18 protein-coding genes are annotated in these 24,368 nt (G+C 74.0%); 9 read left to right on the top strand and 9 right to left on the bottom strand.

Annotated features, from left to right (window positions below):
* Positions 1-125: 125 nt before the first annotated feature.
* Positions 126-1,688: an APC family permease gene (locus tag OG776_RS33600; protein WP_148007896.1), complete on the top strand. Its 1,563-nt coding sequence runs from the start codon at positions 126-128 to the stop codon at positions 1,686-1,688.
* 49 nt (positions 1,689-1,737) lie between these two features.
* Positions 1,738-3,288 (top strand): GMC family oxidoreductase, encoded by a 1,551-nt coding sequence (locus tag OG776_RS33595; protein WP_148007895.1) that lies wholly within the window; start codon positions 1,738-1,740, stop codon positions 3,286-3,288.
* Between the two features lie 159 nt (positions 3,289-3,447).
* Here the strand turns inward: OG776_RS33595 and OG776_RS33590 are convergent, their stop codons facing one another.
* The 4 genes from OG776_RS33590 to OG776_RS33575 form a co-directional block, all read right to left on the bottom strand.
* Positions 3,448-8,196, bottom strand: coding sequence for a hypothetical protein (locus tag OG776_RS33590; protein ID WP_148007894.1), 4,749 nt, complete (start codon positions 8,194-8,196; stop codon positions 3,448-3,450).
* A gap of 57 nt (positions 8,197-8,253) precedes the next feature.
* Entirely contained in the window at positions 8,254-9,135 is an 882-nt protein-coding gene (locus OG776_RS33585) for a hypothetical protein (protein WP_148007893.1), read from the bottom strand.
* 133 nt (positions 9,136-9,268) lie between these two features.
* The gene (locus OG776_RS33580; RefSeq protein ID WP_148007892.1) at positions 9,269-10,786 is read right to left on the bottom strand and encodes a hypothetical protein; all 1,518 of its coding nucleotides are present in this window, start codon (positions 10,784-10,786) and stop codon (positions 9,269-9,271) included.
* Positions 10,787-10,925: 139 nt separating this feature from the next.
* Positions 10,926-11,630, bottom strand: a complete 705-nt coding sequence (locus tag OG776_RS33575) for a GntR family transcriptional regulator (RefSeq protein ID WP_148007891.1) — start codon at positions 11,628-11,630, stop codon at positions 10,926-10,928.
* A gap of 209 nt (positions 11,631-11,839) precedes the next feature.
* Here OG776_RS33575 and OG776_RS33570 point away from each other — a divergent pair, with 209 nt between their 5' ends.
* The 5 genes from OG776_RS33570 to OG776_RS33550 are packed head-to-tail and all read left to right on the top strand — an operon-like array spanning position 11,840 to position 16,334.
* Complete coding sequence (locus tag OG776_RS33570) at positions 11,840-13,174, top strand: MFS transporter (RefSeq protein ID WP_329323010.1); 1,335 nt, start codon at positions 11,840-11,842, stop codon at positions 13,172-13,174.
* Positions 13,171-14,067 (top strand): putative hydro-lyase, encoded by an 897-nt coding sequence (locus OG776_RS33565; RefSeq protein WP_261994408.1) that lies wholly within the window; start codon positions 13,171-13,173, stop codon positions 14,065-14,067. Before OG776_RS33570 ends, OG776_RS33565 begins: the two co-directional genes overlap by 4 nt.
* Positions 14,068-14,095: 28 nt before the next feature.
* On the top strand, positions 14,096-14,854 hold the full coding sequence (locus OG776_RS33560) for a LamB/YcsF family protein (protein WP_148007890.1): 759 nt from the start codon (positions 14,096-14,098) through the stop codon (positions 14,852-14,854).
* The gene (locus tag OG776_RS33555) at positions 14,851-15,465 is read left to right on the top strand and encodes a 5-oxoprolinase subunit B family protein (RefSeq protein WP_148007889.1); all 615 of its coding nucleotides are present in this window, start codon (positions 14,851-14,853) and stop codon (positions 15,463-15,465) included. Before OG776_RS33560 ends, OG776_RS33555 begins: the two co-directional genes overlap by 4 nt.
* Positions 15,465-16,334, top strand: a complete 870-nt coding sequence (locus tag OG776_RS33550; RefSeq protein WP_148008153.1) for a biotin-dependent carboxyltransferase family protein — start codon at positions 15,465-15,467, stop codon at positions 16,332-16,334. The genes OG776_RS33555 and OG776_RS33550 overlap by 1 nt, the downstream gene beginning before the upstream one ends.
* Positions 16,335-16,387: 53 nt before the next feature.
* On the opposite strand, the gene OG776_RS33545 is transcribed toward OG776_RS33550, so the two are convergent.
* The 5 genes from OG776_RS33545 to OG776_RS33525 all read right to left on the bottom strand — a co-directional run bounded on the left by OG776_RS33545 (position 16,388) and on the right by OG776_RS33525 (position 22,017).
* On the bottom strand, positions 16,388-17,455 hold the full coding sequence (locus OG776_RS33545) for an SGNH/GDSL hydrolase family protein (RefSeq protein WP_148007888.1): 1,068 nt from the start codon (positions 17,453-17,455) through the stop codon (positions 16,388-16,390).
* A complete protein-coding gene (locus OG776_RS33540; protein ID WP_148007887.1) occupies positions 17,452-18,606 on the bottom strand; it encodes a glycosyltransferase in 1,155 nt (384 codons plus the stop codon). The genes OG776_RS33545 and OG776_RS33540 overlap by 4 nt, the downstream gene beginning before the upstream one ends.
* The gene (locus OG776_RS33535; protein ID WP_148007886.1) at positions 18,603-19,766 is read right to left on the bottom strand and encodes a glycosyltransferase family 4 protein; all 1,164 of its coding nucleotides are present in this window, start codon (positions 19,764-19,766) and stop codon (positions 18,603-18,605) included. Before OG776_RS33535 ends, OG776_RS33540 begins: the two co-directional genes overlap by 4 nt.
* A 139-nt stretch (positions 19,767-19,905) precedes the next feature.
* Positions 19,906-21,324 (bottom strand): HEAT repeat domain-containing protein, encoded by a 1,419-nt coding sequence (locus OG776_RS33530; RefSeq protein ID WP_329323009.1) that lies wholly within the window; start codon positions 21,322-21,324, stop codon positions 19,906-19,908.
* 300 nt (positions 21,325-21,624) lie between these two features.
* On the bottom strand, positions 21,625-22,017 hold the full coding sequence (locus OG776_RS33525) for an ankyrin repeat domain-containing protein (protein ID WP_329323007.1): 393 nt from the start codon (positions 22,015-22,017) through the stop codon (positions 21,625-21,627).
* Between the two features lie 394 nt (positions 22,018-22,411).
* Between OG776_RS33525 and OG776_RS33520 the strand changes: the two genes are divergently transcribed.
* Together OG776_RS33520 and OG776_RS33515 are read left to right on the top strand one after the other, a co-directional pair.
* On the top strand, positions 22,412-22,606 hold the full coding sequence (locus OG776_RS33520; RefSeq protein ID WP_148007883.1) for a hypothetical protein: 195 nt from the start codon (positions 22,412-22,414) through the stop codon (positions 22,604-22,606).
* Positions 22,607-22,643: 37 nt separating this feature from the next.
* Positions 22,644-24,242: a hypothetical protein gene (locus OG776_RS33515; RefSeq protein WP_329323006.1), complete on the top strand. Its 1,599-nt coding sequence runs from the start codon at positions 22,644-22,646 to the stop codon at positions 24,240-24,242.
* Positions 24,243-24,368: the final 126 nt, after the last annotated feature.

Below are 24,368 nucleotides of genomic sequence, written 5' to 3'. Positions count from 1 at the left end.
CAGGTGATCCCGCGTCATCCTCCGACCGTTGCCCGGCCACCTCCCGAATCCCCCACCCGCCCGCCGCCACCCCCCGACTCCACCCGCACGAGCCGCGCCCCTCTCCCCGATCCAGGAGGCCGCTCATGACCACCCTTCCACCGACCACCGACCAGAACGACGACGCCGAACTCTCCGAGTTCGGCTACAAGCCCGAACTGAAGCGCACCCTCGGCAACTTCCACACCTTCGCCGCGGGCATCAGCTACATCTCCATCCTCACCGGTACCTTCCAGCTCTTCTACTTCGGTTACGGCAGCGGCGGCCCCGCCTACTGGTGGTCCTGGCCGCTGGTGTTCATAGGCCAGTTCATGGTCGCGCTCTGCTTCGCCGAACTCGCCGCCCGCTATCCGGTGGCCGGTTCCGTCTACAACTGGTCGAAGAAGGTGGGCAATCCGCACATCGGCTGGCTCGCGGGCTGGATGATGCTGCTCGCGTCCATCGTGTCGATCGCCGCCGTCGCGCTCGCCTATCAGCTGACGCTTCCGCAGATCTCCGACACCTTCCAGTTCGTGGGCGACGGCACGGGCAAGTACGACGTCGCCACCAACGCGGTGCTGCTGGCCGCCGTGCTGATCCTGTTCACCACCGTGATCAACGCCTTCGGTGTGAAGCTGATGGCGACGATCAACACCGCGGGCGTCTTCATCGAGCTGATCGCCACCGTCGTACTGATCATCCTCTTCGCGGTGCACATCACCCGCGGTCCGCAGGTGGTGATGGACACCCAGGGCACCGGCCACGGTCAGTCGTTCGGCTACCTCGGCGCTTTCCTGGTGGCCTCGCTGGCGTCCGCCTACGTGATGTACGGGTTCGACACGGCCTCGTCGCTCGGTGAGGAGTGCCTCGACCCCTCTCGGAACGCGCCGCGCGCCATCATCCGGGCCATCGTCGCCTCCTTCGTCCTCGGCGGCCTCGTCCTGCTGCTCGCGCTGATGAGCGTCTCCAGCCTGAAGGGCGAGAAGCTCTCCACGGACGGGCTGCAGTACATCGTCCTCGACGTGCTCGGCCCGACGGCGGGCAAGGCGATGCTGTGGTGTGTGCTGATCGCGGTCACGGTGTGCGCGCTGGCCGTGCACACGGCGGCGGTCCGACTGGCCTTCGCGATGGCCCGCGACAACAACCTGCCCGCCTCCTCCAAGCTGGCCAGGGTCAACGCGCGGTTCCGGACGCCGGTGCTGCCGACCGTGATCATCGGCCTGCTCGCGCTGGCCATCCTGGTGGTCAACATCCGTCAGCCGCAGATCTTCACCGTGGTCACCAGCATCGGCATCATCATGATCTACCTGGCGTATCTGATGGTCACCGCACCCATGCTGGTCGCCCGACTGCGGGGCACCTGGCGCCCCGCGGGCGACGGCAAGTTCTCGCTGGGGCGCTGGGGGCTGCTCGTCAACATCGTGGCCGTCGTGTGGGGCGCGGCCATGACCGTCAACCTCATCTGGCCGCGGTCCGCGGTCTACAACGCGACCGCCCCGTACCACTGGTACCTGCGCTGGGGTGCCGTCCTGTTCGTGGCCGTCGTCGCGGGCGGCGGCTTCGCCTACTACTGGTTCGTGCAGCGGCACCGCACCGGGGTACTCGCCGAGCACCAGCTCCGGCCCGACGCCTCCGCCACCTCTTCCCTGATCTCCCCCGCCGCCGAGTGAGGACCGGTGGACAACCGGCCGAAGAGCAACCCGAGGAGGTCAACTCTCCATGACTGTCGATGAGTTCGACTATGTAGTGGTCGGCGGCGGTACGGCGGGCAACGTGGTGGCGGCCCGGCTCTCCGAGAACCCCTCCGTCACCGTGTGCGTGCTGGAGGCGGGGCCCAGCGACGTCGGCGACGAAGACGTCCTGAAGCTGGAACGCTGGATGGGCCTGCTGGAGTCCGGTTACGACTGGGACTACCCGGTCGAGCCGCAGGCCAGCGGCAACGGCTTTCTGCGGCACGCCCGCGCCAAGGTGCTCGGCGGCTGTTCCTCGCACAACTCCTGCATCGCCTTCTGGGCCCCCGCGGAGGACCTGGACGACTGGGCCGCGGCGGGCTGTACGGGGTGGAGCGCCGCCGACCTCTTCCCGCTCTACCGGCGGCTGGAGTCCAACGACGCGCCGGGCGACCACCACGGCCGCACCGGCCCGGTGAAGCTGCGCACGCTGAAGGGCGAGGACCCCTGCGGCACGGCGCTGCTGGAGGCGTGCGCGCAGGCCGGTATTCCGACCACGGCCTTCAACACCGGCACGACCGTGGTCCGTGGCGCCAACTGGTTCCAGATCAACTCCGACGAGAACAACATCCGCCAGTCCTCGTCGGTCGCGTATCTGCACCCGGTCATGGGCAAGCGGCCGAACCTCGCGGTGCGGACGGGGGTGCGCGCCAGGAAACTCGTCCTGGAGGGCCGGCGGTGCGTGGGCGCCGAGTACCTGGATCCGGACCTGGTCCACACCCGGACGGTCCGCGCCCGCCGCGAGGTGATCGTGTCCTGCGGGTCGATCGACACGCCCAAACTGCTGATGCTGTCGGGCATCGGCCCCGCCGCGCATCTGCGGGAGGTCGGCGTGGACGTCGTGGTGGACTCGGCCGGGGTCGGCGAGAACCTCCAGGACCATCCCGAGGGCGTCGTCATGTGGGAGGCCCGGCAGCCGATGACCACCACGTCGAGCCAGTGGTGGGAGGCCGGGATCTTCTACGACACGGAACCGGGCCTGGACCGGCCGGACCTGATGTACCACTACGGTTCGGTGCCGTTCGACATGAACACCGCACGGCACGGGTTCCCCACGACCGAGAACGCCTTCTGCCTCACCCCGAACGTCACCCGCGCGAGGTCACGCGGCACCGTGCGGCTGCGTACCCGCGACTACCGGGACAAGCCGAAGGTCGATCCCCGCTACTTCACCCACGAGCACGACGTGCGCGTGATGACGTTCGGGCTGCGGCTGGCCCGGGAGATCGTGGCCCAGCCGGCCATGGGCGGCTGGGCGGGGGCGGAGCTGGCTCCCGGCCCGGACATCCGGACGGACGACGAACTGCTCGACTACATCCACAAGACCCACAACACCGTCTACCACCCGTCCTGCACCGTGAAGATGGGGGCGGACGACGACGCCTCGGCCCCACTCGACGCGCGGCTGCGGGTCAAGGGGGTCGAGGGGCTGCGGGTCGCGGACGGCTCGGTGATGCCCGATCTCATCTCCGTGAACCCCTGCGTCACGACGATGATGATCGGCGAGAAGTGCGCCGACCTGCTGAAGGAGGACGCGTAGGAGCGGTGCGCCACGGGCCCCGGCGGGGGCGGGGGTGTCACGCGGTCGGCCCGCCTGACACCCCCGCCCCCGTCCGCGCGGCATTTCCGTGCGCGCTGCATTCCCGTCCGCGGGACGCCGCCGCCCGCGGGACACCTGGTGCGGGGCCGCCGCTCCGTCCTACGGGGTGGCCGGCGCGGGGCGCTTGAACATCCGCGTCGCCGTGATCTCCGTGTGCACGGCCTCCCCGGCGGGAGCCTCCTTCGGCAGTCCGGGCCGGAGGTGTTCCTCCACGCTGATGTACTTCAGCCCGGCGCGCAGGTCCGCGTCGTTGCGCAGCCGGATCACGAGCGGGAACTCGGCGAGCGCGGTCGTGTCGAACAGGCCGGTGGTGTAGAGGAGTTGGACGCCGAGCGCGTCCGAGACGGCCCGCTGCAGCTCCAGCAGGTAGGTCGCGTTGGCGCGCCCGATGGGGTTGTCGAGGAAGAGCGTGCCGGCGTGCCGGTGCTTGTCGCGGCCCCGGTCGTTGCTGCGCAGCGCGGCCATCGTGCAGTAGAGCGCGATGGCGGCGGTCAGCAGCTGCCCGCCGGAGAACACGTCACCCATCTGTCCGACCGGTACGCGCTCGGCGCGCAGTACGGCGTCCGGCTTGAGGATCTCGACCGCGACGCCCTTGGGCCGCAGTGCCGCGCCGACACCCCTCAGCAGCAGCGACATGCCGTCGCGGCGCATGTCGGAGTTCTTCTTGACGGCCGCGCGGGTGGCCTCGTCGATGACCTCGCCGAGCCGTTCGGTCAGGGTGGCCTGGTCGGGTTCCTCGAACCGGATCCGCAGGAACTCCTGTCCGGACCACTCGCCGAGCCCCTCGGGCAGCCGGGACAGCCGCTGGGCCGAGCGCAGGGTGGCGAGGGAGGACTCCACGAGCCCGCGCAGCCGGTCGACGATCGAGTCCCGGTTGCGCTCCAGCTGCTCCAGCTCGTCGGTGAGGACCCGCAGCCGGGGAGCGAAGGCGTCCGCCCATTTCTGGGCGTGTTCGGGCAGCGCGGAGGCGGGCAGCTCGCGGATCTGCTGCCGGGCCGGGGTGCGCACCTGCTCGTAGCGCGTGGAGTTGGCGTGCCGTACGAGGACGTCGCCGGCCTCGCGGACGGCGCTCTCCGCGGCGGAGAGGTCGGCGGCGCAGCCGCGCAGGGAGCGGCGGGTCTCGGTGGCCGCGTGCCGTGCCTCGTCCAGTCCGCCCGGGTAGGGCTCCTGCTCCTCCTGCTCCTCGTCGGAGTGCTCGCGCAGCAGGTCCCGCAGCAGCGCCGCCGTCTCGTCGAAGCCGCCGGCCGAGTCCTCGGCGGTGCGGTGGGCGTCGAGCAGTTCGGCGTGCGCATCCCGGGCCTGGTTCAACGCCTCGGCACGGGAGGCGAGTTCACCGGTGGCCGTGCGCAGCAGGGTCTGGGCGTGCCCGGCGTCGCGCGGGACCAGTTCCTCCGACAGCTCGGTGTGCGCCCCGCCGTCCTCCGGCGCGTGCCGTTCGGCCTCGCCGCGCAGCCGTCCGAGCTGCTCGCTCGCGGTCGACATCCGGGTCTCCAGGAGCTGTACGAGTTCCTCGGCCCGGGCGGCGGCGGCCTGCCGGGACGGCCCGTCGGATCCGTCGGGCGACTCCAGGAGCTGTGCGGCGCGGGTGCGCACCTTGTTGCTGAGCCGGTCCAGCTCGGCGAGTGCCGCGGTCTCGTCGCTCTCGGCCCGCGCCTGCTCGGCCCGCAGGTCGGCGCCGACGCCGACCTTCTCGTAGAGCTGCGACGCGGCCCGGTAGGCCTCGCGCAGGGCCGGCAGCGACGACTTCGCGGTGTCGGACGCTTCCTGCGGTACGTCGTCGGGGGCGCCGGCGATCTCCGCGCGCTCGGCGCGCAGCGCGCGGGCCGTGCGGCGGGCGTCGTCCGCGGCGCGCTGGGTGGCGCGACGGTCCTCGTCCGCGGCGCGGGCGCGCTCCAGGCAGGTCTGGGCCCTGGCCTCCGACTCCGTGGCCTCGTCGGCGAGTTCGCGCAGTTTCACCTGCCAGCCGGCGCGTTCGCGCAGCCGGAAGGCGAGACCGGCGAGCGCGTCCGCGGCGCGCCGGGCGCGCTGGGCGGTGTCCTGGCGTTCGTCGCGCACGAGCGCGGCCTCGGCGGCGGTCTCGTCGGCCTCGGCGCGCGCGATACGGGCCTCGGCGAGTTCGGCCTCGGTCTCCTCCGCGAAGGCGCGGGCCTCCTGCGCGGTCCCGGCCAGTTCGACGAGCCGGCCGGCCGGGCATCCCGTGCGCCAGGAGGCGAGGCGTGCCGCCAGCTCGCGGTCCTTGGCGAGCCGGCCGGCCAGGGCGCGGATCTCCTCGTCCCGGCCGGTGGCGCGGGCCCGCAGCGCCTGGCGTTCCTCGTCGGCGGCGTGCTCGTCGTGCATGGCGGGGTTCGGCGGGACGAGGAAGACCCCGCCGTCCCCCGCGTCCGCGGCCGGGGTCGGGGCGAGCAGCGCGGCGGCGGTGCCGACGGCGACGGCGGAGCGGGGCAGCAGGGCCGCCTCCGCGAGCGCCTCGCGGGCCCGGGCGTGGGTGTCCGGGTCGGTGATGATCACACCGTCGACGAGTTCCGGCCGGGCGGCCAGCACCCGGGCGTGGTCGACCGGGTCGACGGCCTGGGCGAGATAGCGCCAGCCGGGCAGTGCCGGGATGCCGTGCTCGCCGAGGTACTCGACCGTGGCCAGCACATCCGGGCCGGGCGGCAGGAGTCCGCCGTCGCCGAGGGCGCCGAGGATGCGGGCGTCGTCGGCTGCGGCGGTCCGCAGCTCGAAGAGCTGCCGTTCGGCGGAGGAGACGCCGTCGTCGAGGAGGGTCCGCAGCTCGTCGGCGTACTGGTCGAGCTCCTCGGGGGTGAGGGGGCCCTCGGCCGTGGTCCGGGACGCGGCGGGAGCGCCCGCGACGGCGGTTCCGTCGTGGCCGCCGCCGTGCCCGGCGTGCCCGGCCGCGTCGTCGCCCGCGCCCGGCTGCCGGGCCGGGCGGCCGGTCGCCGCGTCGGCGGTGTCCGCGCCCGTCCGGGGCAGCGGCACCCCGCCGCGGGCGGTGGTCACGGTGCTCGGCAGGCTGAGCAGTTCGGCGAGCCGCTCCTCGCCGGCCAGGGCCTCCGCGGTGCGGCGCTCCCCGTCGTACGCCCGCTCCGCCGCCGTCGCCGCGTCCGCCGCGCGGGCGGCCGTCAGCTCCGCGCGGGACTCGGCGGACGCCGCCTCCCGGGCGTGTTCGGTGGCCCGGCGGGAGGCCTCGCGGGCGGTGTCCCAGGCCGCGACGGCGGTCTTCTCGGCGTCGCTCGCGGCGAGCGCGGCGCGGGCCGGGTCGGCGTCGGGGGCGGTGTCGTCGAGCCAGCCCGCGCGGACCGCCTCGGCGGTCTCCTGTTCGACCTCGCTGAGCCGCTGGCGCAGGTGGCCGATCTCGCTGCGGGCGCGCTGGGCGGCGGTGGCCGCGGCGGTCGAGTCGGCGTACGCGGTCTCACCGACGTCCTGCAGCCCGGCGGAGCGCTCCTCCTCCTCGTTGGCGAGGGCCTCGGCGCCCTCGGCGGCGCGGTGCAGGGCGCGGACGAGGTCGACGGCGGCCCGGGCGCGGGCGGCGAGCGCGGGCGCGGCGTCCCGCTCGGCCTCCAGGATCGCGGCGGCCACGCGCGCGGAGCGGTCGGCGGCGGCCCGGTGGCGCAGGACGAGTTCGGCGGCTTGCCAGGACGAGTGCAGGGTGCGTGCGTCGGCGAGCTCGCGTTTCTGCGCGGCCGCCGACTTCTCGGCTCCGGCGAGTGCCAGCGAGGCGTGCCGGTAGGCGAGTTCGGCGGCGATGAGCGCACTGCGCTCGCGGGCGCCCTCGGCATGGGTGACGGCGTACGCGGCGGCGGTGACGCGCTGCGCCAGCTCTCCGGCGCGCACCCGCTCCCGCACCGCCCGTGCGGACAGGCGCCGGGCGAGGGTCCGGGTGCGCCGTTCGGCGGCCGCGTGGACGTCCCGTGCGCGGGAGCGGGCGTCGGCGGCCTCGACGATACGTCCGAGCAGGTCCGCGGAGCCGGCCGTGAAGTCGCGCTCGGCGATCAGTTCGGAGCGTCGCCCCAGTTTGTTGCCGAAGCCGCCGACCAGGTCGGCGAGGCCGTCCGTGTCGCGGGTGTCGGTGACCGCGCGCAGCAGCAGGTCGGTGAAGTCGGAGTCCTTCTTGACGGCGAAGAGGCCGGCGGCCTCACCCTCGTCGGCGTTCATCTCGCGCTGGTAGCGGAAGAGTTCGGGGTCGAGTCCGAGGTCGCCGAGGTGCTCGTTCCAGCGGTCGTGGATCTCCTCCCAGTGCACTTCCAGGTGCGGGTAGGCCTTGCCGGCCTCGGTGATGGCGTCCCGGAAGCCCTTCATGGTGCGGCGGCGCCCCTGCGCGCCCGACGCGCCCTCGGCGGCCGGGCGGACGGTGGTGGCCTCGGCGACGGGCAGGCTGTCCAGGCTCAGGCCCGGTCCGGGCCGGAAGGAGTACCAGGCCTCCGCGAACTTCCGCGGGTCGTTGGAGACCTGCCGTCCGCGCCACTCGCTGGCCTTGCCGACGACGACGCACTCGCCGGTCAGGGTGTGCTGCCACTCCAGCGCGACATGGCCGCAGTCGTCGGCGAGCAGGAACTTGCGCAGCACTCCGGAGCTGGCGCCGCCCAGGGTGTTGCGGTGTCCCGGCAGCATCACGGAGAAGATCAGTTTGAGCAGGACGGATTTGCCGCCGCCGTTCTCCAGGAAGAGCACGCCCGCGGGGGCGGGCCGGCGCGGCGGTCCGACGGGCTCGTCCTCGAAGAACTCCGCCTGGATGGGCGCGGGGTCGGGCACGGGCTCACCGACACCCCGCAGGTCCAGCACGGTGTCGGCGTAGCGCGCACCGGCCGGCCCGATGGAGTAGAGGCGGACCCGGGACAGCTCGTACATGGCGGCGGACTCTCGTCGTCAGTCTTCGGATACGTGGGGGGTTCTTCGGTTGGGGGGTCAGGAGTGGAACGGGAGTCCGGCGCCGGCCACCCGCTCCAGATCCTCGCCGTCCTCGGCGGGCAGCAGGCTCGCGGTGCCGTCGGTGACCGGGACGACGCCCAGTTCCAGCAGTTCGGCCATCGCGGCGCTGCCCGCCATGTCCCGGACCTGGAGCTGGTAGCGGGCCGTCGTCCGGTACGTGCCGCCCGCGTCGTCGCCGGTGCGCTGCAGGAAGCCGGAGTCGGTGAGGAACGCGACGGCCTTGCCGACGATGCCGGTGGTGGAGCCCGCGAGCCGTCGCGCGTCCTTGGTCGCGCCGGTGGAACTGCGTCGCGCCCAGATCCGCCAGGCCGCCTCCAGACCCGGGGCCTCGGTCGCCGGGTCGGTGTTCTCGCCCAGTTCCTCGGCCCGCTCCTCCAGGCGGCGGCAGGCCTGGCGTACGAACGCGTCGACGCCGTTGACCGAGACGCGGCCGATGTATCCGTCGTCGGCCAGGTCCTCCGGCCGAGGGAAGGCCAGGGCGGCCACGGCGAGGTGGGCGAGGCCGTGCAGGAAGCGGTCCACGGAGTCGGCGGAGGTTCGGCGCGCGTAGTCGCCCATGCGGACGGCGAAGACGGAGTCCTCGGCGGCCGTGACGGCCATCCCGGCGCGCGGGGAGACCTCCAGGACGATCAGGCCGAGCCCGGTGGCCACGGCGTCGGCGAGGCGCGCGAAGGGCGGGTCCTCGCGGTAGCGCCGCAGCAGTTCCGTGTACTCCTGGTCGCGTGCCGGCTGCAGTCGGGGCTGCAGCCCGAAGGCGACGAGCCGCGCCGCGTCGGCGGCGTCGGCGGGCGTGACGGGGGCGTTCGCCGGCGCGGCGACGACGTCCGGCTCGCTCCACTCGACGTGCTGCTCGGTCACGGAAGGGGCTCCTTGTTCAGAGGTACGGGGGTGGGGGCGGCCCGGCGCGGTGCGCGGCGGCCCGGGCGGGCGTCCAGGCCCGGCCCGCGGGCCGTGACCGGCCCGTGGCTCCCCGGCGCGGGCGGCGGGGTGTTCACTTCCGGTCCGCCGCCATGCCCGCCGCGTCCAGCAGGGCCATGCCCACGATGAGGTCGGCGCCGCCGAACTCCGGATCGTCCAGGTCGGTCCCGTCGTCCACGGCGAAGAGCAGTCTCTCCTCGCCCTGCCGGTATGCGGTACCGACCGGCGGACTGGCCGCGTGGATCGCCAGCAGTGCCACCAGGTAGGGCAGTTCGGGGTCGCGGTGGCGGGCCTCCGCGAGCAGCCCGGACAGCCGCCGCGGCGCGTCGGCCGGCAGGTCGAGCAGGTCCATGGCGCTCGCGAGCTGCTCCTCGCTGAAGCGGCTGTCGTCGGGGGTGGCGATCAGGTCCGGCTCGGGCATCTCGGCACCGAGGTGCTCCCGCTCCACGGGCGGGGTCAGCAGCAGGTCGACGAGGTCCGCGACGCGGACGGAGCCGGGGGTGCGCAGACCGGTCCCGCGGGCGAAGAAGGCGTCGGTGACGCGCCGCGCCCGCTCGACGGGCAGTGGCAGCAAGGGGGCGACGAGGTGGCCGTAGAGGTCGATGCCCGCGGAGGTCATGGGGGTGGCGAAGGCCTGCCGGTCCTGCTCGGCGCGGAACAGCGGCCCCGCCTCCAGGAGCCGGGACTGCAGCTGGGTGTGGCGGCGGATGCAGTCCTTGACGATGTCGACGAGCTCGGCGGCACGGCGCTTCTGCTCGGGGTCCTCCGACTCGTCCCGGGCCTTGCGGATGTTGGTGAGGATCGCGTTCTCGTGGCGGTAGCGGTCCGCGACGTGGTCGAGGGCCTCGGCGATCATGTCGGGCACGGCCCGGAGCCAGTCGACGGCCCGCACATTGCGCCGGGTGGCGTCGAGGGCCCTGCGGAGCGTCTCGGAGTACTGCACGGTCCGGTAGCGGGCCTGCTCGGCGGCGAGCTGCGCGTCGGCGAGCCGGCCGCGGCTGATCAGCACCTCCAGCTTGACCTCGGCGGCGATCTGCGCGCTGGTGACGTCGGTGTCGAGGGCGCCGACCAGGACGTTGACCGCCTCGTCGGTCGTACGGAGGTAGACGGTCCCCCCGTACCCGGGGACCTCCTCGATCAGCTTGAAGTCGTAGTCGCGGCGGACATAGGAACCGTCCGGCGCGAACGTGCCGTACACGGCGCGGAAGCCGCGGTCGACGCTGCCGACGTTGATCAGGTTCTCCAGGACCCAGCGGGCCACCCGCTCGTGCTCGGCGGCGGGGCGCCGGGGGGCCTGCGCGGCGATGCGCGGCAGGAGCCTGGCCACTATCTGGTCGTGGTCGGCGCCGGTGTCGAAGTCCATGTTCAGGGTGACGAGGTCGATGGCGGCGAGGGCGACCTCGGCCATGCCGTACACCGTGTACTCGCCCGCGAGGTTCGCCTTGCGCACGTCGAGGTCGTGCAGCGGCGCGGTGCAGGCGAGCGCGCGCAGCCGCCGCGCCAGGCCCTCGTCGGCGGCCGGACCCGGAGCGGGCCGCGGTGCCGCGCTGAGCTGGGGCGGAACGCGGTCCGTCGATGCAGGCGAAGTCACGGTGCACAGACTAGGTCCTCGGTCTGACACCGGTCGAAACGGCGCAGAAACGACCGCCCGCCCACCGTGTGCGCGCCGCGACCTCCCCGGCTCGCGTCCCGACGGCCGCCCGCGCCTCGGTCGAGGCCCTGGGCACGCCTCAGTCGAGGCCCTGGGCGCCGTCCGCCACCCGCCGCGCGTAGACCTCGACGACCCTTTCGAGCGAGTCGCCGAGATAGACCGCGAGCAGGTGTTCGCCCGCGTCGCGGTCGCCCGTCCGGAGCGCGTCGAGGATCTCCTGGTTGCGGGCGAGGTACGGCTCGTGCAGCCGGCGCGGGTCATCCACCACGTGGAAGGCGAGGCGCAGTTCGGCGAAGACGCTGCGCATCACCTCGTCGGTGCGGGAGCTCCCGGCGAGCGCGACCAGCTCCCGGTGGAAGTGGATGTTGGCCGTGCCCACGGCTTTCCAGTCACCTTCGCGCGCCGCCCGCCGCCCCTCCTCGACGGCCCCGGCGAGGTCGTCGAGGGCGTACGGCGGCTCACCGAGTCCCCGGACCACGGCGCACTCCACGAGCGTGCGGGTGCGGTAGATGTCCTCGACGTCCTCGACCGTCAGCACCCGTACGAAGACCCCGCGGTTGAGCTCGTGGACGAGCAGCCGCTCGTGGGTGAGCAGCCGGAACGCCTCGCGCAGCGTGTTGCGCGACACACCGAGCGCCCCGCCGATGCTGTCCTCGGACAGGCGCGTCCCGGGCAGGAAGTACCCCTCCGCGACCCGGCTCCTGAGGATGTCGGCCACCCTCTCGGCGGTGCTGGTACGGCCCAGCAGGGCACGGTCGTCGGCCAGTCCGGTCAGCTCTGCCATGCCCGGAATTCAATCGTAGATACAGGAACGAAACAACACGGGTATTGAAGGATCGTTCAACGATCCTCTACCTTTACGGTCAGACGGTGCCGCACGGCCCGCCACCGCCCGCCCGCACACGGCACCCGTCCCCTCCGCACGGCACGGCACAGCACCGCACGGCACGGCTCAGTCCTCACGCACCCTCCGTCCCTCATTGCGAGGTGCTCATGAGCACGACCCCTCCCTCCCCCTCCCGGGCCCCGACCGCCGACCACCTCACCAAATCAGGCGGAAGAGGTGAAAACGGTTCTCCAGAAGGCGCGTTCGGCTGGCTGCGCGCGCTCGACCCCCGGGGCCGCCGCGCCTTCGCCGGCGCGTTCGGCGGCTACGCCCTCGACTCGTACGACTACTTCACCCTGCCGCTGAGCATGGTCGCGCTGGCGGCCTACTTCGGTCTGGACAGCGGTCAGACCGGTCTGTTCACCACCGTCACCCTGGTCGTCTCGGCGGTCGGCGGCGCGGTCGCCGGGGTGGTCGCGGACCGGTTCGGGCGCGTCAAGGCACTCATGATCACCGTGATCACGTACGCCGTGTTCACCGTGGCCTGCGGATTCGCGCCCGACTACGAGACGCTGCTGGTCTTCCGCGCCCTCCAGGGGCTCGGGTTCGGCGGCGAGTGGGCGGTCGGCGCGATCCTGGTCGCCGAGTACGCGAGCCCGAAGCACCGCGGCCGCACGCTCGGCGCCGTCCAGAGTTCCTGGGCCGTCGGCTGGGGCCTTGCGGCGCTCATCTACACCCTCGTCTTCCAGTTCCTCGGCGACGACCTCGCCTGGCGCGTGATGTTCTGGACCGGCGCGCTGCCCGCGCTGCTGGTTCTCTGGGTGCGCCGCCGGGTGCAGGACGCCCCCGAGGCGGCGGCCGAGCGCGAAAGGAGCGCGCACAAGGGCTCGTTCACGGCGATCTTCAAGCCGGGCACCGCCGAGGGCCCCGGCCTGCTGCGCACCACGTTCTTCGCGGTACTGCTCTCCACCGGGGTGCAGGGCGGCTACTACACGCTGGCCACCTGGGTACCCACCTACCTGAAGACGGAGCGGGGTCTGTCGGTGGTCGGCACCGGCGGCTATCTGACGTTCCTGATCTCCGGGGCCTTCGTCGGCTACCTCACCGGCGGCCATCTCACCGACCGGCTGGGCCGCAAGCGGAACATCCTGCTCTTCGCGGTCCTCTCCGCGGTCTGCGTCCTCACCTACGCCAACCTCCCGAGCGGCGCCGACACGCTTCTCCTGGTGCTCGGTTTCCCGCTCGGCTTCTGCATGTCGGCGATCTTCAGCGGCTTCGGCTCGTTCCTCAGCGAGCTGTACCCGGCGGCGGTACGCGGCACCGGGCAGGGCTTCACGTACAACACCGGGCGCGCCGTGGGTGCCGTCTTCCCCACCCTGGTCGGCTTCCTGGCCGACAGCTGGGGCGTGGGCGGCGCCCTGGTCTTCGGCGCGGTCGGCTACGCGCTCGCCGCCCTGGCGCTGCTCGGCCTCCCCGAGACCCGTGGAAAGGAACTCCAGTGACGTCCGTGGCTTCCCTGTCCTCCCCGGACTCCGCCGCCTCCGAGGCCTCTCCGGCCCCCTCGGCCCCCGCTCGACGCCCGTCCCAGGAGCGCCCCTCGCACCCGCTCGGCGCGCACGCGCGCGCGTGGACCCCCGAGAAGGCGCGCGCGATGTTCCGTTCGGGCGTGTCGGGCCCGACGGCCGGGATCGCCGCCGGGCACACCCAGGCCAACCTGATCTCGGTGCCCGCCGACTGGGCCTACGACATGCTGCTGTTCTGCCAGCGCAACCCGGTGCCGTGCCCGCTCCTGGACGTCACCGACGCCGGCTCCTGGACCACCCCGCTCGCCGCGGGCGCGGACCTGCGCACCGATCTGCCGCGCTACCGGGTCTGGGAGCACGGGGAGTTGGTGGACGAGCCCACGGACGTCGTCGGCCGCTGGCGCGACGACCTGGTCTCGTTCCTGATCGGGTGCAGCTTCACCTTCGAGTGGGCGCTCGGCGCGGCGGGCGTCCCCCTGCGCCACATCGAACAGGGCCGCAACGTCTCCATGTACGTGACCGCGCGCCGGTGCCGGCCCGCCGGGCGGCTGCACGGCCCCCTGGTGGTGTCGATGCGCCCGGTCCCGCCCGAACACCTGGCCACGGCGATCCGGGAGACCAGCCTCATGCCCGCAGTGCACGGCGGCCCCGTGCACTGCGGGGAACCCTCGGGGCTGGGCATCCGCAGCCTCGCCCACCCCGACTTCGGAGACACGGTGGAGGCCGAACCCGACGACATCCCGGTGTTCTGGGCCTGCGGGGTGACTCCGCAGGCGGCCGTGATGGCGTCCCGCCCGCCGTTCGCGATCACCCACGCGCCCGGCCGGATGTTCGTCACCGACGCCCGTGACGAGCAGTACCGCGTGGCCTGAGCGGCCCGGACAGGAGAGACTGCGCCCCATGACCCCGATCGATCTCAACGCCGACCTCGGCGAGGGCTTCGGCCGCTGGCGGCTGACCGACGACGAGCAGTTGCTGTCCGTCGTCACCAGCGCCAACGTGGCCTGCGGATTCCACGCCGGGGACCCGGTCACCATGCGACGGGTGTGCGAACTGGCGGCCGAACGGGGCGTACGGATCGGCGCCCAGGTCTCCTACCGCGACCTGGCCGGTTTCGGACGGCGCGCGATGGACGTGCCGCCCGCCGAACTGACCGCGGAAGTGGCCTACCAGATCGGCGCCCTGGAGGTCTTCGCGCGTGCGGCGGGCGCGCGCGTGGCCTATGTGAAGCCGCACGGCGCGCTCTACAACCGCGTCGTGCGCGACGCGGAGCAGGCGGCGGCGGTCGTCGACGGCGTCCTGCTCGCGGGCGCCGCGCTGCCCGTCCTCGGCCTGCCGTCCTCCCGCTTCCTGGAGCTGGCGGAGCGGGCCGGACTGCCCACCGTCCCCGAGGCGTTCGCGGATCGCGCGTACACCGCGGAGGGCACCCTCGTGCCGCGCACCGCCGAGGGCGCGGTGATCACGGACACCGGACAGGTCGTCGAACGCTCGCTGGGCCTCGCCCGCTCCGGCGAGGTGACGTCCCTGACGGGGGAACGTGTGCCGGTCCGCGCCCGCTCGCTGTGCCTGCACGGGGACACCCCGGGCGCGGTCGAGCTGGCGCGCCGGGTCCGCGCCCGGCTGGAGTCCTCGGGCGTGCGGGTGGAGGCCTTCGCGTGAGGGCACTGCCGGTGGGGGAACACGCCCTGCTCGTCGAGGTCGCCTCCGGCGCGGCGGCCGAGGCCCTGCACGCCGAGCTGCTGCGCCGCCGCGCGGACGGTTCGCTGTCCGTCCGGGAGATCGTCCCGGCGGCCCGTACGGTCCTGCTGGACGGCCTGGACGATCCGGTGCTCCTGGCGTCACGGCTCCCCGAGTGGGACATCCCGCCGCTGCCCGCGCGCGCGGAGGAGGCGATCGAGCTCTCCGTACGCTACGACGGCCCCGATCTGGCCGACGTCGCGGCGCGCTGGGGAGTGCCGGTGCGCGAGGTGCCGGAGATCCACACGGCGGCCGAGTACCGGGTCGCGTTCTGCGGGTTCGCCCCCGGATTCGGCTACCTCACCGGACTGCCCTCCCGGTACGACGTACCGCGCCGGGCGACCCCGCGCACCTCGGTCCCGGCGGGATCCGTCGCCCTCGCGGGCCCCTACACGGGCGTGTACCCGCGCTCGTCGCCGGGCGGCTGGCAGCTGATCGGCACGACGGACGCGGTGCTGTGGGACCACACCCGCGTACCGGCCGCCCTGCTCGCCCCGGGTACCCGGGTCCGGTTCACGGCGGCGGCGTGCTGATGACCGACCGGGCCCTGTCGGTCGTACGGCCCGGCGCCCTGACCACCGTCCAGGACCGGGGCCGCCCCGGCCACGCGCACCTCGGCGTCCCGCGCTCCGGGGCGCTGGACCCGCCCGCCGCCGGGCTGGCCAACCGGCTCGTGGGCAACCCCGCCGGGGCGGCCGTCCTGGAGACCACCCTCGACGGCTGCGCGCTGCGCCCCTGTTCGGCGGTCACCGTGGCGGTCGTGGGCGCGCCCTGCCCGGTCACGGTGGACGGACACCCCGTGCCCTGGGGCGCCCCGGTGCGGGTCCCCGCCGGCGCGCTGCTGGACGTCGGCCGGGCCCGCGCGGGACTGCGCAGCTATGTGGCCGTGTCCGGCGGAGTCGCCGTGGACCCGGTCCTCGGGAGCCGCTCCACGGACCTGCTCTCTGGCTTGGGCCCGCCACCCCTCACAGCCGGAACGGTGCTGCCGCTGGGGGAGCGGGGCGACGTCCCCGCGCGCGTGGACGTCGCCCCGTACCCGGGTCCGCCCGCCGAGCTGGTGCTGCGGGTGACTCCGGGCCCGCGCGACGACTGGTTCACCGCCTCCGCCCTGGACACCCTGACGGCGGCCGCCTACCGGGTCTCCTCGGCGAGCAACCGCATCGGGCTGCGTACGGAAGGGCCCTCGCTGGAGAGGGCCGTCCCGGGTGAACTGCCCAGTGAGGGCATGGTCCTGGGAGCCGTGCAGGTGCCGCCCGACGGCAGACCGGTGGTGTTCCTCGCCGACCACCCGACCACCGGGGGGTACCCGGTGGTCGCGGTGGTCCGTACGGCCGACCTCCCCGCGGCCGCGCAGGCGGTCGCGGGCACGCCGGTCCGTTTCCTGGCCGTTCGCCGCCGCTGACGGGCCCGCGCCCCGCCCGCCGCCTCGGGCCGCGCCCCGCCCGGCCCGGCTCCTCAGGCCGCGTCCGGCTGTTCGCCCACCGACAGGGCGGCCAGCGCGGACGCGACCGCGTGCGAGGCACCGAGGTCGAGCCGGGCGCTGGTCCCGCGTGCCCGGTGGCGTACCTCGGCGGCGGCCAGCGTGAGCAGTTGCGGCAGCAGGTCGGTGCACCGCCTGGCGACCCATCCGGTCCCCGCGGTGGCCAGCCACCACAGACTCGCCGAGCGGGTGGGCGCCGGGAACTCGGGTTCGGACGACGGCGCGGGCCCGGTGGCGACGCCCTCCCGCACCAGGGACGCGTGGAAGCGCAGCGCGAGCTGCCGGTGCCCGCGCTCCCCCGGGTGCAGCCGGTCCGCGCTCCACAGCGCGCGGTCGGTCAGCCACGCGCCCTCCGCCGCGTGCACGTGCACCGCCCCGTACCGCTCGGACAGCGCGTGCACGACCGCGTTGACGGCCCGCTGACGCCGGGCCAGCGGACGGGCCAGCGCCCCCGGCAGCCCGAGCATCGCCCCGGGATCCGGCAGACAGGCGGTCAGAAGCACGGCGCCCTGGTTCCGGAAGGCCGCGTACACCTCGTCGAGCCGGGCCGCCACCGCGTGGATGTCGAAGGTGTACCGCAGGGTGTCGTTCACCCCGATCACGACGGAGACCACGTCCGGGCGCAGGGCCAGCGCCCGGGGCGTCTGGCGTTCCAGGACGTCGCGCGTCTGGGCGCCGCTCACCGCGAGGTTGGTGAACTCGACCCGGCCTCCGGGGGCGTGCGACGGTCCTCCCGGCGGCCCCTCCGCGGACCCGGCGGACGCCCCGCCCGCCCTTTCCGCGGACCCGGCGGACGGGCCGGACGGCTGCCGCGCGGCACCGTCCGCGAGACCTCGGGACGCCCCCGCAGCGCACCCGGCGGGGACCCCGCCGGGCACCTCCTCGGACGGCCCGCCGGGCACCGCACCGGGCGCTTCCCCGGGCGCCCCGCCGGCCAGGCCGCCCGCCAGCAGCGCCGCCCAGCCCCGCCAGGCCTCTCCCACGGGGTCGCCCACCCCCTCGGTGAGCGAGTCCCCGAGGGCCGCGAAGCGAAGGGGTCTCATCCGACACCCTCCTGAAGGCGGGGCCGCACCTCGACGGTCGCGTCGTGCGCCGCCAGGAAGGCCTTCACCGCGGTGTCCCAGCCGAAGCACTCGGCACGCGCGCGTGCCGCGTCCCGGCGCTCGGCCTCGGTCCGTCCCAGGAGCAGCCGCACCGCGTCCGCGAAGGACTCGCCGCTGTCTCCAGCGGTGGCCCCGGCGGACCCGACGATCTCGGGCAGCGCGGACAGCGCGCTGGCCACCACCGGGGTGCCGCAGGCCATCGCCTCCAGTGCGGCGAGCCCGAACGTCTCGGCGGGCCCCGGTGCCAGGGCCACGTCCGCCGAGGCCTGCAGCGCGCCGAGCAGCGCACGGTCGGCGACATGTCCGAGGAAGGTGACGGGCAGCCGGCGTTCGGCGGCGCGCTGTTCGAGCCGGGCCCGCAGCGGCCCGTCCCCGGCGACGACGAGCACGGCCCGCTCACCGCGCCCCAGCAGTGCCTCCAGCGCGTCGAGCGCCGTACCGGGCCGCTTCTCGACGGACAGCCGGGAGCACATCACCAGCAGGACCTGGTCGGCGCGCGCGTACCGGTCCCGTACGGCCGGGTCCCGCAGCGCGGGGTGCCGCCCGGTCAGATCGACGCCCAGCGGAGCCCGTACGACGTTGCGCGCGCCGATGCGGACGAACTCGCGCTCCGCGAACTCCGTCGTGCACACGACCCGCGCGTAGGAGTGCGCCGTACGGATGTTGAGGGCGTCCGCCGTCCTGCGGGCCATCGCCTCGGAGAGCCCCCAGGTCCGCAGCACGCCGTCGGCCGTCTCGTGGGAGACCATCACGGCGGGCACCCGGGCCCGCCGCGCCCACACGCCGGTCCAGCGCAGGGTGGTCCGGTCGGAGACCTCCAGGCGGTCGGGGGCGAGGGACTCCAGGAGGCGGGCGACGCGCCGCCTGTCCGTGAGGACCCGGTATCCGCCGGTTCCGGGCAGCACCGGACCGGGCAGCGTGATCACCCGTCCCTGCTCGGTGTCGGTGTCGCTCACCCGCTCTCCGGGGACGACCAGGACCGGTTCGTGCCCGGCGGCCCGGTAGCCGGCGCCGAGCTCCCGCAGGGCGGTGCGCAGCCCCCCGGAGGCCGGGGCGACGAAGTTGGCCAGCCGTACGATGCGCAGGCTCATGCCGCCACCACCGTCCGCGCGGAGAGCACCTCGGTGTAGTGGTCGATGAGCTGGTCGCCGACGGCCGCCCAGGTGCGGCCCTCGACGGTGGCGCGGCCGGCGGCGCCGTACTCGGCCCGGCGGGCCGGATCGGCGGCCAGGGCCACCACCGCGTCACGGACGGCGTCGGCGTCGCGCGGCGGCACCAGCAGCCCCGTCCGGCCGTGCGCCACCAGGTCCAGCGGTCCGCCCGCGGCGGGCGCGACGACCGGGACCCCGCTGGCCATTGCCTCCTGCACGGTCTGGCAGAAGGTCTCGAAGGGGCCTGTGTGCGCGAAGACGTCCAGCGAGGCGAAGATCCGGGCGAGTTCGTCGCCGGTGCGCCGTCCCAGGAAGGCGGCCCCGGGCAGTGCCTCGCGCAGCGAGGTCTCGCTGGGGCCGTCGCCCACGACCACGACACGGACGCCGTCCAGGCCGCAGACCCCGGCGAGCAGTTCGACCTGCTTCTCCGGGGCGAGCCGGCCGACGTAGCCGACGATCAGCTCGCCGTTCGGCGCCAGTTCACGCCGGAGCGCCTCGTCCCGGTGGCCGGGACGGAAGCGGACGGTGTCCACCCCGCGCGGCCACAGCCTCACCCGGGGCACACCGTGTGCCTCCAGGTCGTGCTGGGCGGCGCTGGACGGGGCGAGCGTGCGGTCGGCGGCGGTGTGGACGGAACGGATCCGCCGCCAGGCGGTGGCCTCGCCGGCGCCCATGTACGTACGGGCGTATCCGGCCAGGTCGGTCTGGTAGACGGCGACGGCGGGGATGCCGAGCTTGGCGGCGGCCGCCATGCCGCGCACGCCGAGGATGAAGGGGCTGGCCAGGTGGACGACGTCCGCGCGGTGTTCGACGAGCGCGGCGGCGACGCGTCGGCTGGGGAGGGCGACGCGGACCTGGGGGTAGCCCGGGAGCGGGAGGGAGGGGACACGGACGACGGGACAGGGCGAGAGGGCGTCGGGGCCGTCCCCGAGGAGGGCACCGCCCGGCTCGAAGGAGGCCGCGAACTTGGGAGAGGTGGTCGGAGCGACGACAAGGGGAGCGTGACCGCGATCGACGAGGTGCCGGGCGGTCTGGAGCGCGCAGTGGGCCACGCCGTTCACATCGGGGGGAAAGGATTCGGTCACGATGACGACACGCATACCGGTGTTCTCGCCGTGCTGGACGTGGCCGCGTCAACGTGGATCTTTCCGGCCGGGGAACGCCCCGTGAGCGTTGTCTCGCACACCTGTCCAGGTCAGCCCACGGCCATGCCCTCCTGCCCCCCGGGTCACCCCTCGTTCATACGGCGGGTGCGTCGGGCCCGATACGGCTCCGCACGGCTGTCTGGACCTCCGCCTCCTCGGCCGGATCCGACGCGAGCCGGCGCAGTTGGTCCACGACGCGGGCGTCACCCGTCTCGGCGTGCCGCGCGGCCACCTCCCGGGTCGTCTCCTCGCAGTCCCACAGGCACTCGACGGCGAAGCCCGCGGGGAAGGAGGGGTCGGTGGCGGCGAGCGCCCGGGCGGCCCGGCCGCGCAGATGGGAGGAGGCGGTCTCGCGGTAGACGTGCCGCAGTACGGGGGCGGCGCAGACGATGCCGAGCCGCCCGGCGCCGTCCACCAGGGTCCACAGGGTCGGCGCGTCGGGGCCTTCGCCGCGTACGGCCTCCCGGAGCGCGCCGAGCACCAGTTCGCTGTCCTTGGTGGCGCCGCGACAGGCGAGCATCCGGCCGGCGGCGTCGCCCAGGGCGTCGGGCCGGTGCGCCCAGCCGCGCGCCCGGTCGACGGCGGCGACACTGCGCATGCGTTCGAACGCGTCGACGGCGGCCTCCGCGACCGCCGCCGTGCCGTCCCCCACCGCGGCCTCGATCAGCGCCAGGGCGTCCGGATCGTTGCTGTCGGCGAGATAGCGCAGGGCGGTGCACCGGGCGCCGTCGCCGCCGCTCCGGGCGGCCTCGACGATCTCGGGCCGGTCCTCGGGGGCCGCGACGGCCGTGAGGCAGCGCGCGGCCGGCACATGGAGCGCGGCTCCACGGTCCAGACCCTGCTGGGCCCACTCGAACACGGCGCGCACGCTCCACCCCGGGCGGGGGCCGGACGGCCGCATCTGCCGTTGCCATCGGTCGAAGGAGCCCTGCTCCTGGGCCGCGCGCACGCGCGTGGCGATCGCCGCGCGAGGGTCGTCGGCCCACAGCCGCCAGGGCCGGGGCTCGAAGGCGTCGCGCACCTGGGCGGCGAGCGCGGCCTCCCCTTCCGGGCCGGCCGGGAAGCGGGCGAGTACGGGCTCGGCGAGGGCCCGCAGACCCGCGTCGTCGTCACGCAGGGCCAACTCGTCCAGCGCCCAGGCCCAGTTGGTGCCCGAGGCGGCGTACCGGCGCAGCAGTTCCAGCGCGTCCCGCCTGCCGTACGAGGCGAGGTGCCCGAGCACGGCGAGGGCCAGGCCCGTGCGTGACTCGCAGTCGTCGAGGACGTCCTCGGCGTCGAAGAGGTGCCGCTCGATCTCGTCGAGCTCGCCACTCAGGTCGAGGTAGAGACGGGCGTAGTACAGGGAGCGGTTCTCCACCTGCCAGTCGTGGCGGGGATCACTCAGCACACAGTGGTTCAGTGCCGCGAGCGCCTCGGCCCGCGGTGCGGTGAGCGCGTGCAGCGTGCCGTCGCCGCGGCCCCTCTGGAGCAGGCCGAGCAGCGTTCCGCTGGGCGCTATGACCGGATCGAACATGGGAAACAGCCTCACATCAAGCGTCGACGCAACCGGGATCCTGCATTACCTGGCCGCGTGACAACACGTCGGAGCGTCCGCCGTTTCTTGCTTGCTGTAGACCATCTTCCTCTGCCTCTCGTCGGTGGCCCATGCGGGCCGTGTCACGGCCCGCGCGGTGCGGCAACACCTGCCCAGCCATCGCGTCCGTGAATCACGACGTCATGATGACTCGGCAGTTCTTCCTGCCGCGACCGTATTTCCGGCGGCCCCGTACCGCCTCCCCCGTTTTCCGTGTCGTGCCTGGTCAGCGTGGTGGTGTCAGAGCGCGCCGAACAGTTCGAGCAGTTCTGTCCTGCCGAACATCCGGGCCGTGTCGACGGCCGAGGGGGTGCCCGCGGCCGGATCGGCGCCGCTGTCGAGGAGCGCGCGGATGACCGCCTCCTCGCCCTTGAAGACGGCCCCGGCGAGCGGCGTCTGACCCCGGTCGTTGATCCGGTCCGCCTCGGCGCCGCGCTCCAGGAGGGCGCGCACCGCCCCGGCGTGGCCGTGGTAGGCGGCGAGCATCACCAGGGAGTCGCCGCGGTCGTTGGTCAGGTTGGCCGGAACGCCCGCGTCGACGTACGCCACGAGCGCCTCGGTCTCGCCCCGGCGGGCCAGATCGAAGATCTTGGTCGCCAACTCCACGACCTCGGGGTCGGGGACTTCACTCACGACCGGACCGCCTCTCACACCTCGGACGACGCCTCACGGCGGCGCCAACGACAAGGAACGCCTCACCAGGGACTGCGGGAGCCTACGACACCGCGTGGAGTGTCATGCGCAGGTCCGTACGACCGCGGCATGTGCGGCCGTACGGGTGAATCGCCAGCGTACTGGCTCCGACGGCACATGACCGGCCGCCGCCGAGGCAAGGATCACCAGGATTCCACCGGGAGAAACCGGGACAGGGCCGGAGGGGGCGGGCCCGCTCCGCCCCACCGGAACACCTCAGCCGATCGAGTGAAATCACAAGAAAACGACCCATTTGCACCTTTTATCGTATGGATACATCCTGTGATCCTGGAACAACTCATGGTGACTGTCCCCACGAACCAGGAGAGCTCAAATGATTCTGTCCATGTCAGGCGTCGTCCTGCTCGGCATCATCGTCTTCCTCTTTTTCCGCAAGGACGGGCTCAAGGCGTCGCACGCCATCGTGGCCGCGCTCTTCGGCTTCTACCTCGCCAGCACGGCGATCGCGCCGAGCATCAAGGCCGGCGGCGAGAGCCTGGCGAGCCTCCTAGGCGGGATCAAGTTCTGACCTCCCCGCCCCTCGCACGCACCTTCAGGAGACAGCAGTGGCCCGGCGCCCCCTCCCCCGCATCCTCAGCAACGGCAGCGCACAGATCGCCCGAAGCCGGGAGCTGGCCCGGACGGCAGCCGACAGCGCCACCGACGTCCTCCAGCCACTGATCACGGTCACCCGCGGACTGCGCCGCCTGGCAGGTGTCGGACAGCGCAAGTGGATCGAGACCCCCAAGGACCGGCGCGGGCCGCTGCTGTTCCTGGTGGCCTCGGTGATCCTGGTCGTGGCGCTGGTGCCGTACGGACCGCTGCTCGCCGCCATCACCCTGATGGCGGCGGCAGCCTGGTACGGCCGCGACCGCACCCCGCCGGCCCCCACCGGCCCCGACGAGGCACAGGTCACCCGCCTCCAGTCGCTCTACGAGGCCCTCGTCCCGTACTTCTCCGTACCCGAGGACCCCGCTCCCCTCTACGCCCACGGCGGCGACTGGGACAAGGCCTTCCCCGCCCACGAGTTCGACGACGACGGACGCGTGTCCCGTCTCCTCGTCCGCTACCCGGCGTACTTCACGGACGGGGAGGCGGTCGCCCGGGCCCGGATCGAACAGTTGCTCCAGGCCAAGTCGGGCCGTGGCCGCGAATACCACTTCGCGTGGGAGCAGGAGGGCAACGAACTCACCGTCACCGTGCTGCCGCCGCTCCCCACCGACATCTGCGCCCAGCGCTTCGTCACCGCACCCGGTGAGACGGTCCTCGGCTTCACCGACCCGGCCGATGTCCAGCGCACGCTCCCGCTCGGATTCGGCGAGGCCCTGCGCGACGTCCCGCCGGTCGTCTGGCGCACCGGCGCCCGTTCGACGGAACCTCACCTGCTGGCCGCGGGCGAGCCGGGCAGCGGTCTGTCGACGCTGGTGCGCTCCATCGCCCTGCAGGCTCTCCAGTACGGGGACGTCGTCGTCGTCGACGGCGGCGGCACCGGCGAGTACGCGTGCCTGACCGGCCGGGACGGCGTGCTCGCCGTCGAGTCCGGCCTCGCCGGGGCGCTGGCCAGTCTGGAGTGGGCGGCGCACGAGACGGAGCGGCGGCTGCTCTCCGCCAACCACGCCCGGCAGGCCGGACATCCCGCGCCGGAGGACACCAAGAACCCGCTCTGGATCCTGCTGGACCGTCCGGGCACCCTGGGCCATCTCGCCGCCGCCGACGGCCACCGCGATCCCCAGGACCTTCTGGAGGTACCGCTGCGGCACGGACGCGCGGCGGGCGTCACGGTCGTGGTGGCCGAGCAGTTCGACTCCCTCGACTCTCTCGGTGAGGCCGTCCTCCAGCACACCCGCGCGCGCGTGGTGCTCGGTCCCGCGTCGCCCCCGCAGCTGGCGGCCGTGCTCGGCGTGCCGCCGCACACCACCCCGCCCCAGCACGTGCCGCCCGGCCGCGGCTACGCGCGGCTCGGCGCCGGCCCCGTCCTGCGCCTCCAGGTCCCGGCGACCCCCGACCCCTTCGACGACGCGACGAACGAGACACAGCGCCGCGCGGTGCTGGACCTCCTGCCGGCCAGGAGCGCATCGGCCGAGGCGGAACCCCTGCCCGCCCCGGCCGAAGCCGGACCCCGGCCCGTCGCGGCCGCCGCGGAACCGGCGGCGGCGGAGGGCTGACCTGTGGACGAACGGCGGGCCGGTCCGGCCCGCCGTTCGTCCACAGGGAGCGGTCCGGTCGACGGTCCCGGTCCGGGGGCACCGCCGGGCCCGCACACCGGGCCGCGCCCGGCCGCGGGCCGGGCC

Origin of the sequence: Streptomyces sp. NBC_01689 (genome assembly GCF_036250675.1) — a bacterium.
Lineage (GTDB): Bacteria > Actinomycetota > Actinomycetes > Streptomycetales > Streptomycetaceae > Streptomyces.
This window is presented reverse-complemented; position numbering and strand designations above follow the sequence as displayed.